The sequence below is a fragment of the Chryseobacterium capnotolerans genome, from assembly GCF_021278965.1.
In the GTDB taxonomy this organism is placed as follows: Bacteria; Bacteroidota; Bacteroidia; order Flavobacteriales; family Weeksellaceae; genus Chryseobacterium; species Chryseobacterium capnotolerans.
In genome coordinates this window covers 1161772-1181066 of sequence record NZ_CP065589.1, presented here as the reverse complement: position 1 = coordinate 1181066, position 19295 = coordinate 1161772, and the positions used below count along the sequence as shown (strand labels likewise).

General features: G+C 39.8%; 11 protein-coding genes. All 11 read left to right on the top strand.

The annotated features are described in order from the left end of the window. Nucleotides 1–7: 7 nt before the first annotated feature. The 11 genes from H5J24_RS05535 to H5J24_RS05485 all read left to right on the top strand — a co-directional run bounded on the left by H5J24_RS05535 (nucleotide 8) and on the right by H5J24_RS05485 (nucleotide 19294). Nucleotides 8–1336, top strand: coding sequence for an ArnT family glycosyltransferase (locus H5J24_RS05535; RefSeq protein ID WP_068944043.1), 1329 nt, complete (start codon nucleotides 8–10; stop codon nucleotides 1334–1336). 106 nt (nucleotides 1337–1442) lie between these two features. Next, complete coding sequence (gene glsA, locus H5J24_RS05530) at nucleotides 1443–2456, top strand: glutaminase A (protein ID WP_068944044.1); 1014 nt, start codon at nucleotides 1443–1445, stop codon at nucleotides 2454–2456. 76 nt (nucleotides 2457–2532) lie between these two features. Further along, nucleotides 2533–3120 carry a Crp/Fnr family transcriptional regulator gene (locus H5J24_RS05525; RefSeq protein ID WP_068944045.1) on the top strand — a complete coding sequence of 196 codons (588 nt, stop codon included), beginning with the start codon at nucleotides 2533–2535 and terminating at the stop codon, nucleotides 3118–3120. Nucleotides 3121–3216: 96 nt separating this feature from the next. Further along, on the top strand, nucleotides 3217–3672 hold the full coding sequence (locus tag H5J24_RS05520; protein ID WP_068944046.1) for a DoxX family protein: 456 nt from the start codon (nucleotides 3217–3219) through the stop codon (nucleotides 3670–3672). Between the two features lie 846 nt (nucleotides 3673–4518). Continuing rightward, nucleotides 4519–6222 (top strand): nitronate monooxygenase, encoded by a 1704-nt coding sequence (locus H5J24_RS05515; RefSeq protein WP_232816108.1) that lies wholly within the window; start codon nucleotides 4519–4521, stop codon nucleotides 6220–6222. 92 nt (nucleotides 6223–6314) lie between these two features. Further along, nucleotides 6315–11555 (top strand): type I polyketide synthase, encoded by a 5241-nt coding sequence (locus tag H5J24_RS05510; RefSeq protein WP_232816107.1) that lies wholly within the window; start codon nucleotides 6315–6317, stop codon nucleotides 11553–11555. Between the two features lie 19 nt (nucleotides 11556–11574). Then, nucleotides 11575–15840, top strand: coding sequence for a type I polyketide synthase (locus tag H5J24_RS05505; RefSeq protein WP_068944048.1), 4266 nt, complete (start codon nucleotides 11575–11577; stop codon nucleotides 15838–15840). Next, entirely contained in the window at nucleotides 15828–16127 is a 300-nt protein-coding gene (locus H5J24_RS05500; RefSeq protein WP_002977699.1) for an acyl carrier protein, read from the top strand. Before H5J24_RS05505 ends, H5J24_RS05500 begins: the two co-directional genes overlap by 13 nt. Further along, nucleotides 16118–16900 (top strand): alpha/beta fold hydrolase, encoded by a 783-nt coding sequence (locus H5J24_RS05495; protein WP_068944049.1) that lies wholly within the window; start codon nucleotides 16118–16120, stop codon nucleotides 16898–16900. Before H5J24_RS05500 ends, H5J24_RS05495 begins: the two co-directional genes overlap by 10 nt. Further along, nucleotides 16893–18137, top strand: coding sequence for a glycosyltransferase (locus tag H5J24_RS05490; RefSeq protein WP_232816106.1), 1245 nt, complete (start codon nucleotides 16893–16895; stop codon nucleotides 18135–18137). Before H5J24_RS05495 ends, H5J24_RS05490 begins: the two co-directional genes overlap by 8 nt. Then, the gene (locus H5J24_RS05485) at nucleotides 18134–19294 is read left to right on the top strand and encodes a glycosyltransferase (RefSeq protein WP_232816105.1); all 1161 of its coding nucleotides are present in this window, start codon (nucleotides 18134–18136) and stop codon (nucleotides 19292–19294) included. Before H5J24_RS05490 ends, H5J24_RS05485 begins: the two co-directional genes overlap by 4 nt. Nucleotide 19295: the final 1 nt, after the last annotated feature.

Below are 19295 nucleotides of genomic sequence, written 5' to 3'. Positions count from 1 at the left end.
AATTAACATGAAAAAATACTCTAAGGAAATAATGATAATAGTCATTGTATTATTATCAAGGTTACCTTTTATTTTTAACAGTCTGGGAACTGATTTAGACGCCTGGAGAGAAGTATATACAGGAAAAGTATTACATGAAGACCATATTTATGATGTTTCCCGCTTTCCCGGATATCCGTTTCCTGAATTTTTATATTCATTAGTATATCAATATCCATATTGGGTGATCAACTTATTATCAGTTGCATTTACAGCAGGCTGCAGCTTATATCTCTTTAAGATTTTGAATCTTTTGAAAATAAAACATTCTTTTCTTATTGCCTTGGCATTTCCATTTGTACCTATTATCTATCTCTCCAGCACAGTAGCCATGGAATACAATTGGTCTTTATTCTTTTTACTGGGATGCGTTTATTATCTTCTCCATAAAAAGCTTTGGCTTTCTGCTTTACTTTTCGGCCTTATGGTAAGCACGAGGTTCAACAATATTATTTTTCTTCCGGCCTTTGTTTTCCTATCATATACTTACTCTGAAAGAAATATCAAAAGGGCATTACAATTCTCTGTCTTAAGCTTTATTTTCACCTGCACTTTATTTTCACCCGTTATTTTAAAATATGGTACCAGCTTCCTTCAAAGTTATAGCGACTCAGCAGTTAGTATTGGAAGCATGTTAAGCCTGGCCACCTTATATCTGTATGGAACTTTAGGAATACTTGCCATTCTTTTAGGTTTAATTATCCAGTTATTTAAAGGAGGTTATCCAAACATAAAAAATTTACCCCAAAATAATTTTGCTGTATTCTGTATTCTAATGATCGTTTCCAACCTCGTGTTCTTTATCAAATACCCATTGGAAGCAGGTTATTTAATTCCATCAGTTCCCTTTGTTCTTATTCTCTTACAATATATATTGAATGACAAACTGATAAAGCCAGTATTAACGGCATTATTTCTATCTCCTTTTTTGATCCATGTAACCGCAAAGAAAGTTCAGCTTACAGGAGGCGTATTTATCAATGAAAACTATGAAGATCAGGAATTAGCATACTGTAAAGATGTTATTCGTGAAATCAAAATACATGCTGCGAAACAACCTGCTATTTTTCACTTAGGGAATTTTTCTGAACAGATTGCACTGATGGGGAATTTTCAGAAAAACAGCAATATTAAGATCGTTAAATATCTCAGCCCAAAGGATCAGGAAGATATTATTCATAAAAAACTTCCACTCTATTATATTGATACCGGAAATGCAAAGGAAGAAAACAGCAAAACCCATATGCTGGATCGATATGGAATATTATTTCACAAAGATTTTGAACTAAAAAGATAAAAACCTCTTACCTATACCAGCCACAAAAGATCTTGCACAAAAAATGAAATACCTTATCTTTGTTTTTTCGAGACTTATGATCAACTTTTATTCGAAAATATTCTACATGAAAAAAAATAGCTTTTTATTTTCCGCCAAAGGAATTCTTATTGCAGGATTTTTGTCCTTAAATATAGTGATGTACGCTCAAAAAACAGCAGATGTTTCAACCATTTCAGAAAAAACATTAAGCAGCATCCTGGAAAAGAACAGAAATTATTACACTCAGGGTAAAGTAGCTGACTATATTCCTGAATTGGGCAAAATGGACGCTAAAGCTATTGCCTTTTCTGTAGTTGATAAAAATGGAAAAATATTTAACACGGGTGATGTTAGCAAAAAGTTCACCATGCAAAGCATTTCCAAGATCATTGCTCTAATGGTTGCTGTAAATGAAAGAGGGGAAACAAACGTCTTTGACAAAATAGGTTATTTCGGATCAGACAAACCCTTCAATCATTTTTCCAACCTTGAAACCACCGGTAAGCCTCTTAATCCGATGATGAATGCCGGAGCCATTCTTACCACATCTCTCATCTCCGGTGAAGGTGAAAAACCCTTCCTTAAAGTACTGGACATGGTTCGATACATTACCAAGAATCCTGGCATTGATTACAACAAATCTGTATATGAATCTGAAAAATCTACAGGACATCGTAACCGTGGCATGTTCTACATCATGAAAAACAGCGGATTGATTTCAGGAAATGAAGACCAGCTGGATAATTACTTCAAACAGTGTTCTATTGAACTTACCGCTGAAGACCTGGCGAAAATCGGATATTTCTTTGCCAATCAGTGTGTACGTTTTGATGGAGACACTCAGTATAAAAACGCTGACACTGCCAAACTGATAGAATCTCAAATGCTGACCGCCGGAATGTACGAATTCAGTGGCGAATACTCCCGAATGGTAGGACTTCCAAGCAAATCCGGAGTAGGCGGCGGAATCACCGTAAGTGTTCCCGGAAAAATGGGAATCGGAGTATTCAGTCCTGCTTTGGATCAACATGGAAATTCATTGGCAGGATACCATATCATTCTGGATCTGGCAAAACAATATGGGTTGAGCATTTTTTAAACCCAGCAATTTCAACTAAAATCAAAACAGATCCGGTAAGATTGATTATATTTGGGTAATCCACATATCCAAATCAATGTCAACGCCTTACGAAAGCATCTTAAATCATATCAGCCAATATGTAACTTTATCAGAATCTGAAAAAGAGAGACTATGCTCTTCATTGGAGTATAAAAAGTTCAGACGCAGGCAATATCTTTTACAGGAAGGACAACTATGCACTCATGATTATTTTGTAATAAGCGGTTGTATGCGTCAATACGAAGTGAGTGCTAACGGTCGGGAAAACACTGTGCAGTTTGCATTTGAAAACTGGTGGATATCAGATTGGAACAGCATGCTTTACCCCCAACCATCCGTATATAATATTGAAGCGATGGAAAATTCAGAAGTTTTGATGATAGAAAAGAACGAACTGGAAAAACTATATGTAGAAATACCACCATTGGAAAGCTACTTTCGTAAAATACTTCTGAATGCTTTCATCTCGCTTCAAAAAAGAATACTATTCCAGCAAAAAACAGCTGAGGAAAGATATCTGGAATTCATCAAATCCTATGGCTGGTTTGAACAGCGGCTTTCTCAGCAGCATATTGCTTCTTTTTTAGGAATTACCCGGGAGACTTTAAACCGTCTCAAAGGACAGCAACATAAAGATCATTAGACAAACCTGTGATAAATAGCACAGGTTTTTTGTATTAAAAATCACATCATCATCACCCCATACCTTGCTAAATTTGTTCATCAACACTTAAAAAAAATGGACAAAAAACTCAAACAATGGTTCTCATCCACCCAGGGAGGATGGGGCCCCCTAATCCTTCGTCTCACCTTAGGAATTGTATTATTTCCACATGCCGCTCAAAAACTATTCGGATGGTTTGATGGGCCTGGATTACAGGGTGAAATGCAGTATATGACAACCCATGTAGGGCTTCCACCATTCATAGCGGTTATAGCTATTGCTATAGAATGTTTAGGAACTTTTTGTATACTATTGGGAATTGGGACGAAAATTACATCCATCGCCATATTCTTTTTATTTATAGGAATGATTGTGGTGGATCATGCTTCTCATGGATTCTTCATGAACTGGTTCGGAAAAATGCCAGCCGGAGCAGAAGGCTTTGAATACCATCTATTAGTATTGGGGATCTGTCTCACTCTCATCATACAAGGAGGAGGTAAATATTCAATGGAAAAACAGTCCATATAAACCTCATAAAGATCTATTTCCAATATTTCTCATCCATTTAAGCAGTATTATACTGCTTTTTTTCATTTATATTTCATATTACCTTAATATGTTTACTCTATTACATGAAGCGATCTTTATTTTCAAAACCTTCAAATGGATAAAATAAGTCACAAAATGCAATTCTCCAAGATGCCAATAATATGATATAAATCAATTCCATACAAAATCAACTCAAAAATTCACACATTTTAAATCACCGATTTTGTCGATTTTATGCGGTAAATATTTATGTTATCTTTTTGTAATATATAAAAAAACAAATCTCTTCTTTTTGAAATATTTTATTTTTTATTCCTATATTTGCTTAACATTTCTTTAACTATAATTATTTATTTTTATGGTTACCTAGATTGTGCCGGCTTGTTTATAACGAATAAGAAAATAAACCGTATACTTTAATAACATTTGAATAATTAACATTTGTTTGTTAAAAAATTATTATCGAATTAAATTTATGAATGAGAATTTATCATAAATTTATTATTTTTTATTCATGCATCACAAACAATCAGTCCTCATACCCATTAGATTGATGTTTCAATGCAAAATCGCATATTATTATTTTAATACTAAATGCAATGAAAAACTTGACCATTATGAGGCTAACACCTTTTAAAAAGCCGGACACCATTCTTACCCCTAATCGCTTTAGGGCACTGTATACGTCGTTGAAATATATTCAACAAACAAGCTTTACAATTGAAAATATAATAAAAACCAATTTTATGATTTTGTAACAAGCCATTTCTCTTTCCCTCAAAGACTTATGTGTTTTTTACAAAATCCTTACTAACATATCACGCCATGAAAAACTTAACCATTATTGGACTAACGCCTTTTGAAAAGCCGGATGTCAACCTTATGCCTAAATTGCATCAGGCGGGTATATTTCCTGTCCTTAGCTTAGGCCAAGAGTTGACGACCGCGCAGGCAGCACTTAGTCAACTGGAAGAAACAGCCCTACCCTCTTATGGTATATATGTTTCTAATGAAAAACTTTCAACTCTTCAACTTCCTGAAAAGGTAAGATTTGCGATCTTACCATTCGGAATGACGGTTTCCCAACATTCTAATCTGGATATCATTTATCAGATAACCAGTTTAGAAGAAGCAAAACAGGCTGAGCAATCAGGAGCCAAAGGAATCATCATCAAAGGAAATGAAGCTGGAGGTCAAATAGGTTATGAATCTACATTTGTATTGTTCCAGCGCATTATTAATGAAATCAAAAGCATTCCGGTGTGGGTACAGGGGGGAATAGGACTCCATACTGCCTCAGCCGTGAAAGCTTTAGGAGCAACAGGAGTTGTACTGGACAGCCAACTGGCTTTGTTCCTCGAAAGTTCTGTCCCAAAAGATATCAAGGATTTATGTTCAAAACTTAACGGAACTGAAACTAAAATTATTGCCGATCACAGAGTATTGGTAAGACCTAATTCTCCTTCGTTACCGGATGATATCACTTCTGACCATCTTAAACAATATTTTGCAGATCTTGACATCAGCAAGAGCTACATCCCAATGGGACAGGACATTTCCCTGGCCACTGATCTGTACGAAGAATTCAGAACCCTAAAGAAACTGGCTTTCGGACTTAAAGAAGCGATGCATGGTCACCTGAAACAGGCAAAAGCTCTTCAGGTTATTGATCAGAATAATCCATTAGCTCAGGAACTTGGATTAAAATACCCCATTGCACAAGGACCAATGACCCGTGTAAGTGATGTTCCCGGATTTGCCAATGCAGTAGCAGAAGCCGGTGCCTTACCTTTTGTTGCTTTATCCTTATTGAAAGGAAACTCTGCAAAATCTTTAGTAATGGAAACAAAAGAATTAGCAGGGAATAAAACATGGGGTGTAGGAATTTTAGGATTTGCGCCTCAGGAATTAAGAGACGAACAGACTTCTTACATCCTTGAAGCACAGCCACCAGTTGTACTGATTGCCGGAGGAAGACCTGCACAGGCTAAAATATTTGAAAAAGCAGGAATAAAGACGTTCCTGCACGTTCCATCTCCCGCCCTGTTGGATATTTTCCTTAAAGAGGGAGCCAAAAGCTTTATTTTCGAAGGCCGTGAATGCGGTGGGCACGTAGGTCCATTATCCAGCATGGTTCTTTGGGAAAAACAAATTGAACGTATATTAAAAGAAGACCATCCGGAAAATATCAGTGTATTTTTTGCTGGTGGAATCCATAATGATTTCTCAACGGCATTCGTTTCTATCATGGCTGCTCCATTAGCTGCCAGAGGGGTAAAAGTGGGTGTATTGATGGGAACTGCTTACCTGTATACTCAGGAAGCTGTACAAACAGGAGCCATTCAGGAAGAGTTCCAGCTGCAGGCAATGCAGGCTAAAGATACTGTTTTATTGGAAACTGCTCCGGGACATGAAACCCGTTGTTTAAATACTTCATTTGCCAACCACTTCAATACCGAGAAAGCTAAACTTTTAGCGGCCGGAACAGATAAAAAGAAGTATGGGAAAAGCTGGAAAAACTTAATGTAGGCCGTTTAAGAATTGCAGCAAAAGGCATTGAACGCCAGGGAGATCAGCTAGTAAACATTCCTAAAGACGATCAGCTTGATCTTGGAATGTACATGATCGGGCAGATTGCAACGATGCACAACAAGGTCCTTACCCTTGAAGAACTTCACCAAAACGTTAGTATCAACAACTACGAATATATTCAAAACGCTGAATTATCAGAATTACCAACATCCAGCGAAAAGCCATTAGACATCGCTATCGTAGGAATGGAATGTATTTTCCCGGGTGCTAAAAATCTGGATGAATTCTGGAGAAATATCATTTTAGGAAAAGACAGTGTTACTGAAGTTCCGGACGAAAGATGGAATAAAGATCTTTATTACAAACCGGATTCAGACGAAGCGGATGTATCGCATTCAAAATGGGGTGGTTTCATTCCAAAAATTGATTTTGATCCTCTAGCATTCGGAATTCCACCACAATCGCTTGCCGCTATTGAGCCTACCCAATTACTTACCCTATTGGTAGCAAAACGTGCGATGGAAGATGCTGGATATGGCGAAAAACATATTAACAGAGAAAACATCTCTGTAATCATAGGAGCTGAAGGTGGTAACGACCTTGCCAACAGCTATAGTTTCAGAGGATATTATAAACAGGTCTTCGGAGAACTTCACGAAGAAGTAAAAGAGGCTTTTCCGCATACTACAGAGGATTCTTTCCCTGGTATTTTGGCCAATGTGATCGCAGGTAGGATTACGAACCGTCTGGATTTAGGGGGAAGAAATTTCACCGTAGATGCAGCATGTGCTTCGTCTTTAGCAGCTTTAGATCTGGCTTGTCAGGAACTTGTATTAGGTAAATCTGATATGGTTCTTGCCGGAGGTGCAGATTTACATAACGGGATCAACGATTACCTGATGTTCTCCAGCACCCACGCCCTTTCCAGAAAAGGAAGATGTGCAACTTTTGACAGTGAAGCAGACGGAATTGCCCTTGGAGAAGGAATTGCTATCCTTGTATTAAAGAGATATGAAGATGCGATCAACGATGGTGACCGTATTTACTCTGTCATCAAAGGAGTTGGCGGATCCAGTGATGGAAAAGCTCTTGGATTAACTGCACCTAGAAAAGTAGGTCAGGTAAGAGCATTAGAACGTGCTTATACTCAGGCTGGAATCAGTGCTGCCTCTGTAGGATTAGTAGAGGCTCACGGTACCGGAACTGTGGTTGGAGACAAAACAGAATTAAGTGCTTTAACCAACTTATTCAGCCGTTCAGGGGCATTACCTGGACAGACTCATTTAGGCTCTGTGAAAACTCAGATCGGACATACTAAATGTGCTGCAGGATTAGCAGGTTTAATCAAAGCTTCTCTGGCAGTGTATCACGGGGTAAAACCTCCTACTCTTCACCTGAAGCAGCCTAATGCTTATTATAACGCACAAACCAGCCCATTCTCTTTCCATGCGGAAACAGGATTATGGACTGAAAAGAATCGTTATGCAGGAATCAGTGCTTTTGGATTCGGAGGAACAAATTTCCACACTGTAATTGCTAACCATCCGAAAAAAGATGACTCAATTGCGATGCAGTCCTGGCCTTCAGAATTATTTGTATTCCGTGGGAATACTTATGAAGAAGCCAAAGGACAATCAAGCCAGATCAAAACATTATTGGAAATCAATGATGAGATTCCATTAAAAGATATTGCGTACAGTTTAAGCATCCATTCAGAAAAGCCAATTCAGTTCAGTATCGTAGCTGATACCGCTGTAGATCTGATGATGAAAATTGAATTAGTACTGCTTGGGATAGAGACTAAAGATACTTTCACTGTCAGTAAAAAAGAAGGTAAAGTAGCCTTTACATTCCCTGGGCAAGGAAGCCAGAGAATCAATATGGCTCGTGATCTGTTCGTAGTCTTCCCGGCTATGCGTCAGATTATTGACAATTATCCTGAGCTTGAAAAAGTAGTTTTCCCTTCTACAACATTCAATGAAGCGGATTTAAAGAAACAAAAAGAAACTATAAAAGATACCCGTTTAGCACAACCGCTTTTAGGAATCGTTGATCTTGCATTGGCTAAATTCTTAGAATCATTGGGAATCATTCCTGATATGCTGGCTGGTCATAGCTATGGTGAATTACCAGCTTTATGTTTCTCAGGCGCATTTGGAGAAGATAAATTAGTTGATTTAAGCATCCAGAGAGCTCAATCAATATTAAATTCTGTAGAAGGTGGTGATCCGGGTTCTATGTTAGCTGCAAGTGCCACTCATGAACGTTTACAGCCGATCATTGCTAAAGTGGAAGGATGCTATCCTGTTAACTTCAACGCGCCTACTCAGTGTGTTATCGCAGGAAGTACTCCAGCGATTAATAAACTATTGGAAGTTCTTAAACAGGAAGGTATCTCTGCTAAGAAACTTGAAGTTGCCTGTGCATTCCACAGCCCATTATTGGCAAAATCTAAAGGTTTATATGCTGATGTATTAAAAGACGTTCCTTTCCAGGAAATGCAGATCCCTGTATGGTCTAACACAACAGCAAACGTATATCCTTCGAATCCTTCAGATATCAAAGAAAGATTGACTGATCACCTGGTACAGCCGGTAAGATTCGTTGAGCAGATGCAGGCGATGTATAACGATGGAGCAAGAATCTTCATTGAGGTAGGACCTGGAAAAGTCCTTACAGGATTGGCAAAATCATGTCTTGAAAAAGACCAGTTGACTTTATATGTTGAAGACAGCAGCCGTAACAAGTTTACTCATTTATTGTGCATGTTGGCTCAGTATTTAGGAACAGGGCGCAGCTTCAATATTGAGAAACTTTTCGATGGCCGTTTCGTTCAGCTTGTTGATATCAATCAGCCTGAATTGTACAAGAAAAGCCCTGCCATCTGGCGTGTTAACGGACAGGCTGCACATCCGACAACAGGTTCACTGCCTGCTAATGGTGCACTCCCTATCATAAATCCTATTCCTATGAACAATTTTACGACTCACAATACGCAAGCTCCTGCACCGGAAGGCCTATCTACGGCAGAACGTATGCTGCAGGAATATTTAAACAGTATGAAATTAATGATACAGGCACAACGTGATGTGATGCTTTCCTTTATGGGACAGAATCCTCAGGTGAACCCAATGCCTGTTTATAATACACCAATCCAGACTCCTTCTCCTGAACGTACAATCCCTGTACAACAAGTTCAACAGGCAACTGTTGCAGTAGCAGCTACTGCCGTTGCTGTAAAAGCTGCTCCAACAAGAGATATCAAAGCTTTATTACTACAGGTTGTAAGTGATAAAACAGGATATCCTCAGGAAATGCTGGGAATGGAAATGGACCTTGAAGCTGACTTGAGTATCGACTCTATCAAAAGAGTGGAAATCATCGGAACACTTCGCAGCGAGTTAGGCACATTAGCTAACGGAAACACCAATGAAGATATGGTGATGGAACAATTGGCTGCTATCAAAACTCTAAGCGGATTAGTATCATGGCTTACTGAATTCTCAGGAGCTGAAGCTACAACCGCTCCTGAAAAAAACGGAACAGCTGCTGAAGCGGTTTCAACACCACAGGCTAAGTCTGCTTTATCATTAGAAGACCTTCAAAACGGTATTTTAAATATCGTAAGCGAGAAAACAGGATATCCGAAAGAAATGCTAGGATTAGACTTAGATTTAGAAGCAGACCTTAGTATTGATTCCATCAAGCGTATGGAAATCATTGCAGATCTTAAAAACAAGATCGGTTTCGGAGAAAATCTTGAGCAGGCAGATGATGTGATGGAAAAACTTGCAGCTATTAAAACCCTTCGTGGATTGGCAAGCTGGATCAATGAAATGAGCGGTGACACTACTGAAACAAAAAACGAAGTAAAGGAAGAAGTAACTTCTGAACCTACCAACAATGTATTATCACGTCTTCGTTTTGACATTACCCCTACAGATGCTTCTTCAGTACAAAATACAGAAGTTCTTCAGGGAAAACGTTTCGCCATCACTCAGGATGATAGTAAACAAACCTCAGCGATTAAAACTGAGTTGGAAAAACACGGAGCTATCGTAGAATTGGTAGACGCAGACAAGGATCTATCCCATGTTGATGGATTAATTATGCTAGATCTGTTCTCAGCAACAGATAAGCCAAGCATCATCGATCATGTTGATTTGATTAAAAAACTTGATTTTGATAAAGCAAAATGGGTGTATTTAATCTCTGATATTGCAGCTCATATTCAGGAAGTAACTGATGTAAGTGTTTTACGTCATCATCAAGGGTATCCGGGACTTTTCAAGAGCTTGGCGAGAGAATTCGATCACACAACTTGCAGATTCATCAGCTTAAGCACTCCCCAAGAAGTAGATCAGATCGCTGAAATCACTTTAAAGGAAATCTTAACCAACGATAAACCTGCTGAAGTGATCTATAAAAACGAGCAAAGACATAAGGTAGACATTATCCCTTCCCCATTGTCCACAAGTTTAAATGAAGCACACATTCATTTAGATCAGAAATCAGTGGTATTGGTACTTGGAGGCGCACAGGGAATCACTGCAGAATTGGTGAAACATATGTCTCAAGCATATCCATGTACTTATATTTTAGTTGGAAGATCAGCAGACCCAAGAAATGAAGCTTCGGCAAAAGAATTCGAAGGAATGAAAACCAAGGAAGAAATCAGAGCTTATTTGATTAAATCTGGAAAATTCACTTCTCCTGCTGAAATTGAAAAAGAGACCACAAAAATTTATAAAAACAACCAGATCCTACGCACCATCCGTGATATGGAAGCGCTTGGAAATACGATCATTTATCAATCTTTAGATCTTTGTGATGAAGAAGGATTAAGCAACCTAATCAGCGGTATTTATGAAAAATACAACCGTTTAGATGGAGTAATCCACGGAGCAGGTCTTTTAGAAGATAAATTATTCAAACAAAAAACCACTTCCTCATTCGGACGTGTATTTGATACCAAAGTAAAACCACTTCGTGTATTGGCTGAACAGCTTCGTACAGACTGCCAGTTCGTTGTTCTATTCTCAAGTATCGCATCGGTATACGGCAACAAAGGACAGACAGATTATGCGGCTGCCAACAGTGTACTGGATGATTACGCTAACGCTCTGAATAAAAGATTAAAAGGAAAGGTTATCTCCATCAACTGGGGACCTTGGAAAGGAGCAGGAATGGTTTCTTCCACCCTTGAATCTGAATACGAACGTAGAGGAATTTCCATGATTCCATTGGATGAAGGAAAAGAAATCTTCCTTAACGAAATAAAATATGGAACTGAAAGCCAAGTGCTTATCATGTCAGGAAATAATTGGTAACCCTCTGTATACACTAAGCATGAAAAAAACAGATGTTGCTGTAATTGGACTATCCTGCGTCTTTCCCGGGGCGCAGGATGCCCATACTTTTTGGCAGAATATTGTCAATAAAGTAGATTCTACCCAATCCGCTCCGGCAGATAGGATAGATCCGGTACACTTTAGTGATGCCACCAACCCTGTCGATCGTTTCTATTGCCAACGAGGCGGGTTTATTCCTGATTATGAGTTTAATCCTACCAGCTTTGGAATTTTACCCCTTGCTGTGGAAGGAACTGAACCCGATCATTTACTGACCCTAGATTTAGTTCAGAAAGCTTTGGAAGATGCCGGAGTATTTCAAAAGAATACTTCCCTTGAAAAAGCAGGAATTATCATTGGAAAAGGAAATTATACCGGGCCGGGAGCTACCCGTGCCATTGAAATTGTAAGAACCGGAGAGCAGATCTCCTCCTTATTACAGGAATTGCTGCCTCAGGTATCTTCTGCTGATATTGAAAAAGTAAAACATGCTTTCCAGGAAAGAAAAGGACGTTTCGCTGCTGACACTGCCATGGGATTGATTCCCAATCTGGTAGCTTCATTGGTAGCCAACCGTTTTGATCTTGGAGGCGTTGCTTTTACTGTGGATGCCGCTTGTGCCAGTGCTTTAATCGCTGTAGATCATGCTGTACAGGAACTTCAGAGAGGTCGTTCTGATATGATGATCGCCGGAGGTGTTCACACCGGACAAAATGCTGCTTTCTGGAGTATTTTTGCTCAATTAGGAGCAATGTCCCGTCAACAACAGATCAAACCCTTCAGTATGGATGCTGATGGATTACTGATTGGAGAAGGTTGTGGTTTCGTCGTGTTAAAACGATTGGAAGATGCTGTTCGCGATCAGGATAAAATCTATGCAGTGATCAAAGGTGTGGGTGTCAGTAGTGATGGTAATGGAACCAGCGTGATGAGCCCATCCGTAAAAGGTCAGCTGAAAGCGTTAGAACAAGCCTGGATCAATGCTGATCTGGATAAAAATAAAGTAGGTTACCTTGAAGCTCATGGAACCGGAACTCCGCTTGGAGATAAAACAGAACTTCAGACCTTAGCACAGTTTTTTGGGAAAGAAGAAGCTGCTCCGGTAGCAGGAATCGGTTCTGTAAAATCCAATATCGGCCATGCCATGCCGGCTGCCGGAATCGCAGGATTAATTAAAACCTGTCTGGCTTTACACCACGATACTTTACCACCAACCTTATACTGTGAAAATCCTACTGCAGACATGCAGAACACAAGATTTGAACCTGTACAGGAAGCTAAAAACTGGTCAAAAACCGGACTGCCAAAAGTAGCAGCAGTCAACGCTTTCGGATTTGGTGGAATCAATGCACACGTTGTTCTTGAAGGCTATGATATGCCGAAAAAAGACACGGTATTGCTATTAGCGAGACCTACCCACGCTGAATTAGTTTCTGCATTAAAAAATAATGAAACTATAACAGGTGAAGGAGATTTCAGAGTAGCGATATTCGATCCTACGCCTGCAAGAGTAGAAAAAGCCCTTAAAATTGTTTCTAAAAACCTGATCTGGAAAAACAAACAGGACATCTGGTACACTTCTACCCCATTATTAAAAGATGGCGGTAAAGTAGCCTTTGTATTCCCTGGATTAGATGGACTGGCAAAAGGTGAAGTAGACAGTGTTAGCCGTTATTTCGGATTAACAGCGCCTATAGAAACTGAAGGAGAAGGCCTTTTAACCGATGCTTTAAACATCTTCAACAATTGCAGTATCCTTGACAATTCATTGAAAAAACTGGGAATTATCCCGGATATGAATGCAGGACACAGTTTAGGAGAATGGCTGGCAGGATATTCATCTGAGCTGGCAGAAGCCAATTCTGTAAAAGCCCTAATTGATGTATTGAATCCGGAAACTTTTGAACTAAAAGATTCTAAATTTATTGCCATCGGAGCCGGAATTGAGGTCGTGCAGCCTTTTATTTCAGAAATTTCAGACCTGTATATTTCTAACGATAACTGTCCTAATCAGGTGATTCTTTGTGGTAGCAATGCCGCATTGGACGAATTGGTTCCGTTATTAAAATCAAAACAGATCTTCCATCAGGTACTTCCGTTCCAATCCGGATTCCACTCTCCTTTTATCGCTGATAAACTGGATGTGATCCTTGCCGGAATGGAAAAAGCACAGTTCCAGAAAACAAAGATTCCGTTATGGTCTGCGACGACTTTAGAACCTTATCCAGCAGATCAGGCAGCGATCAGAAAACTGAGTGCCGAGCATTTGGTAGAGCCTGTCCGTTTCCGTGAACTGACCGATAAACTATACGAAGAAGGCGCCAGAGTATTCATTCAGGTAGGTACCGGCGGGCTGATCGGGTTTATTGATGATACTTTAAAAGGAAAAGCATTCAGCACCATTCCTTCCAGTGTCCCTGCCCGTTCTGCATTGGCACAGCTACAACGTGTTGTCGCTTCGTTATTTGTAGAAGGAAAAACCATTGCTCTTGACTTTTTAGAGCTTCAACAGCAATCAAAAAAAGCATCAGGAAAAGGCATTAAACTGGAATTAGGTTCCCCTATTATCCGAAACTTTAAAGAAGTAAAAGCCTTAGCTCAAGCCTTTGAAACACCAAAACAATACACTGCCTCAGCTTCAGCCATGACTGCCAAAAGTGGTCATCCGTTGGTACAGGCATTCCAGGACAATGTTAATGATATGATCCGTATGCAGGAAGAAGTTCTTACTTTATTCCAAAACCGTCCGGAGATTACCATTCCACGTCCTGCTCAGGTTGCTCCTGTAGCACAATATGCAGCTCCACAAGCACCGAGAAGTACAACTTTCACAAAAGATCTGTACGTAACGCTTGAAAGTCATCCATATCTGATCGACCACAGCTTATTAAGACAGCCTAAAGGTTGGGCTCATGTAGCCGATATGGAACCGGTAATCCCGATGACCATGATCTTTGAGCAGCTGGCAGAAATTGCAGAAGCAGAAATACCGGGAACACTGATTCATAAAATCATGAATGTAAGTGTATTCCAATGGATGAACGTAGCGCAGCCTTTTGAGAAAACAGTAAAAGGACAATGGCGTGGCGAAAACCATGCGTATCTGGATATTGAGAACTTCGCCAATGCAGAAGTCACCCTAAAATCAGGTCCTATCCCTACTCCACCCTTCAATCTTTCCATTGGTGATCTTTTACCGATTGAAAGAACCCCTGAAGAAATTTATGATGCACACATGTTCCATGGAGACAAATACCAGGGAATTACTGAAGTTTCAGCCGTTGGAACCAAAGGAATCATAGGAAAGATCAAAGGAAACGGCGGAAAAGGATCTCTATTGGACAATGCCGGACAGTTATTTGGGCTTTGGCTTCAACTTACTTTAGTGAAAGACCGTATAGCTTTCCCGGTGAAGATCAGAGATATTGAATTCTTCGGAGACATGCACGATCAGGAAGGTATTTTTGAATGTACCTGTATGCAAACTGAGCTTAACGATGAGTTTGCCATTGCTAATATCGTTCTGAAAAGAGACGGAAAAGTATGGTGTGCCATCACAGGCTGGCAGAACAGAAGACTGGAAATTGATGCTGCACTGTGGAATGTTTCCATGTCACCATTGCATAACCGCCTTTCTGAAGAGATTGCTCCTGAAGTATTCTTCTTCCACCAGGCTTATACCAGAGTCGCCTCATGGGATTTTATCCTGAAAAGATATTTCAACCAAACGGAAAAACAGCATCATCAGCAATTATTACCAAACAAAAAGAAAAACTGGATGGTAAGCCGTGTAGCGGTAAAAGATGCCGTTAGAAACCTTCTTCGTCAGGAAAAAAATCATGCCTGCTTCCCAATCACCTTTGAGATCCGTTCAGATGAAGTCGGAAAACCTTACCTCATCAGTGATTTTACAGAAGACATTCATATTTCACTCGCTCACAAAGGAAAAGAAGCTGTGGGGATTGCGAGATATGGAAAATCTGTAGGAATTGATATGGAACTCATGGAAGAACGCAGCGAAGGATTCTATGACCTGGTATTTACAGACAATGAATTAGCCTTATTAAAAGGAAAAGACCAGGCAGAGTGGACCACCCGTTTCTGGGTAGCCAAAGAAGCCTACGGAAAGTTCTTAGGAACCGGACTGAAAGGGAATCCAAAAGCCTTCGAAGTCGAACTTATAAAAGATGATCACTTGTGGATCAACAATATTGAAATCAAAACTATTAAACATAAAAATTATATTATCGGATGGACACTGTAAACGCAACATTAAAAATGAACCACGAGGAACTTTTTACTTTATTAAAAGGTTTTATTACTGAAGTGATAGGTGCTGAATTTGTAGAGGAGATGGACATTACTCCGGAAAGTTCATTCACCAAAGATCTTGAAATGGACAGCATCGAGATTGTCTCTTTCTCTGAAAAGATCAAGGCGCATTTTGGCGATCAGATCGACTTTACAGGTTGGTTATCTTCTATGGATCTTGACCAGCTTATTAATCTTGACCTTAGTATGATCATCAATTATATCTACGAATGCCAATAATCACTGTCAATAACAGACAAGTTCATATACAGGAACTCAATAAGGGAGCCGAACAAACCGTGGTCTTAATCCACGGTATGTTCAGTAACCTGTCCATTTATTATTTTAATATTGCCCCTATTCTGGCAAAACATTTCCATGTGGTGATGTACGATCTGAAAAGTCACGGGATGAGTGAACGCTTTTTGGATGGGTACGACCTTGAAAACATGTCATCCGATCTGATGGGTTTAATAGATCACCTTCAACTGGAAAAAGTACATCTTGTAGGCTATAGCTTCGGCGGTCTTATTGCTTTAAAAACAGTATTGAAATACCCTGAACGCGTTAATCAGCTGGTGGTGATGGAAGCTCCGGATCCTCAGGACGAAAAAGCCCGTAACATCATTGATGAGTACAGCAAGGAATTCCTTGAACATTATGTAGCCAATTTTACAGATACTACCAAAGTGCAGATGGGCAAAAGACAAATGGAAAAGAACCATCGTATGTATGAGTTTCTGTTTAATCAAACCAGCATCAAAGCAGATATGATTAAGGAAAAACATTTCCTTGGTGAAGCCGATTTCAATGGATTGACAGCTTCCACTTTATTGCTTTACGGTGCTGATTCCAATTGCAGACCTACAGGAGAATGGCTGCAGGCTCAAATCGGTTCATCCGAACTTGAATTAATCTCCGGCGATCACAATATTCCGATTCAGGAACCTCAGTTGATTGCAGAGACGATCGCTCAGTTTTTATCTAATATTTTAACGAAGAACCATGGCTAAATTTGCATTTATAGTTCCACCCTTGACAGGACATGTCAATCCTACCTTAAGCATCGGTGCTACGCTGCTGGAAAGAGGGCACGAAGTAGCCTGGATCAGCCTTGACCCGACTTTAGAGGCGAAACTTCCGGAGGGCGGAAAATTATTACTGATCCAATACGATCAGACCGACGCAGAAAAGAAAGAAAGCGAACAGTATCTCGATATTATTTCCAAAAAAGTAGTCTACGGAATAGACAGCGTGAAGTTCCTTTACGAAGAAGTTCTTATTCCACTGAACAGACATTGCTATAATGGAATTGTTGCTTTATTAAAAACATACCAACCTGATTTAATCATCGGTGACCATCAGTTATTTGCTGCTCCGGTAGCGGCAAAAGCATTAGGAATTCCTTGTGCAACTTCCGTTACCGCTCCGGCTGCCATTAAAATCATGAATGAACTGCCTAAAGTTCACGAATGGGAAGTCAATCAGATCATTGATCTGCAGAAAGAACTAGGCTTTAATGAAGAGCGTTCTCTGGCAACTTCAGATCTGTTGACGCTTGTTTTAACCTCAACCTATTTCTTTGGGGAAATGGAAGATCTAGCCCCTCAATATCAATTCACGGGACCCGTTCTTACCGAAAGACGGATCTCATGTGAATTCGATTGGGATAGATTAAAAAGTGCTACTAATAAAAAGATTTTAGTAAGCATAGGAACTACTTTCGATCACGATCATAAAAAGGCATTCTTCCAAAAGGTGGTTGATGCTTTTAAAGAAGAAGATTTAACGGTTGTGGTAGTTTCTGATCCACAGCTTTTCGAGCAGTGGCCGGACAATTTTATGGTGTATCAGCAAGTTCCGCAGTTGGATTTATTACCTCATCTTGATGGGGTGGTTTGCCATGGCGGTCACAATACCGTTTCTGAAACCTTATCCAACGGGATTCCTTTAGTCGTGATTCCTATTGCGTATGACCAGTCGCACGTTGCAGGACGTGTGGTGCGTACGGAAGCAGGTGAACGACTTAATTTCAACAGATTTAAAGCCAATCATCTGAGAGAGGCAGTACAACAAATATTAAATAACCCGAGCTATCGTAAGGCAGCTCAAAAAGTAGGACAATCTTTTATGGAAGCAGGAGGAGCATCTACAGCCGCTAATTTATTGGAAGAAGCCATCACAAAGGCTTCAAAACCAGAAAAACCATCTAAATTTTTATTCGTTGTTCCACCGTTTTCGGACATGTGAGCCCTACTTTAAGCGTGGGAGCCAGTCTTATTGCTCGTGGCCATGAAGTAAAATGGTTTGGAATTACGCCTTTAGACAACAAACATATCCCTGAAGGAGGTTCTTATTACTATCCGGAAGAAGACCTTATTCCTTATCAGGAAGAAATTGCCCGAATTTTAAAAAGACAGGATGATGGTCCGGCTTGTTCAGGACCTGAAGTGATGAAATTAGCATTGGAAGAAACCTATGTTCCTTTTGCTAAAATGATGATGCCTGGATTAACCCGATTAACAGAAAGCTGGATGCCTGATGTAATCGTGAACGATTGTATCACATTCGGAGGTGCGCTTTTCGCTCATAAACATAATATTCCTTGTGTAACAACAACACCCGTTCCACCGGATGTCATGGGAGATACTGAAAAGAGTGCCCCAAAAATCTGGGAATGGCAGCAAAATTTAATCAAAGACTTACAAAAAGAAGTAGGCATTCATGAGGAAGGTATTTACATCCATTCTCATAAACTAAATATGGTATTTACGTCACAAGCCTTTGCCGGTTTTGATACTGTACCCTCTCACATGAAATTTGTAGGCCCCGTAAAAGGCCGTCCGAACGATGCTCCATTTGACTGGGATAAATTAAATGCTTCTACCACGCCAAAGATCTTCGTATCACTGGGAACTTTATTGGTAGACATCAGAAAGGCTTTCTTTGAAAAGATCATCGCTGCATTTAAAGATCAGCCGGTAACGGTGATTGCCGCTACTCCACCGGAAATCTTTGAAGAATGGCCGGAGAACTTTATTGTGAACAGCTTTGTGCCTCAATCTGCGGTAATGCAAAGGATGGATATGGTAATCTGCCACGGTGGTTTCAATACTGTGAATGATACCTTCCGTAACGGATTACCGATGTTAATCACTCCTATTGCTTATGACCATTTTCATATTGCGAAATTAATTGAGCAGGCAGGCTGCGGAATCAGCATCCGATACAAGAGACTACGTGTAGAAGCTCTTCGTGAAACCGTTTTTGAATTACTGGAAAATCCTAAATACAGAGCTGCCGCTCAGGAAGTTCAAAATACGTTTAATCTTGCCGGAGGTAATGATAAAGCGGTAGAATTGCTTGAAAACTTTGTACAGGAACATTCCACATTAGCGTCTGTATAGC

Excerpts from the sequence above, each read along its gene's own strand:
- H5J24_RS05535 (WP_068944043.1), top strand. The coding sequence starts at position 8 with ATGAAAAAATACTCTAAGGAAATAATGATAATAGTCATTGTATTATTA.
- glsA (WP_068944044.1), top strand. The coding sequence starts at position 1,443 with ATGAAAAAAAATAGCTTTTTATTTTCCGCCAAAGGAATTCTTATTGCA.
- H5J24_RS05525 (WP_068944045.1), top strand. The coding sequence starts at position 2,533 with ATGTCAACGCCTTACGAAAGCATCTTAAATCATATCAGCCAATATGTA.
- H5J24_RS05520 (WP_068944046.1), top strand. The coding sequence starts at position 3,217 with ATGGACAAAAAACTCAAACAATGGTTCTCATCCACCCAGGGAGGATGG.
- H5J24_RS05515 (WP_232816108.1), top strand. The coding sequence starts at position 4,519 with ATGAAAAACTTAACCATTATTGGACTAACGCCTTTTGAAAAGCCGGAT.
- H5J24_RS05510 (WP_232816107.1), top strand. The coding sequence starts at position 6,315 with ATGATCGGGCAGATTGCAACGATGCACAACAAGGTCCTTACCCTTGAA.
- H5J24_RS05505 (WP_068944048.1), top strand. The coding sequence starts at position 11,575 with ATGAAAAAAACAGATGTTGCTGTAATTGGACTATCCTGCGTCTTTCCC.
- H5J24_RS05500 (WP_002977699.1), top strand. The coding sequence starts at position 15,828 with ATGGACACTGTAAACGCAACATTAAAAATGAACCACGAGGAACTTTTT.
- H5J24_RS05495 (WP_068944049.1), top strand. The coding sequence starts at position 16,118 with ATGCCAATAATCACTGTCAATAACAGACAAGTTCATATACAGGAACTC.
- H5J24_RS05490 (WP_232816106.1), top strand. The coding sequence starts at position 16,893 with ATGGCTAAATTTGCATTTATAGTTCCACCCTTGACAGGACATGTCAAT.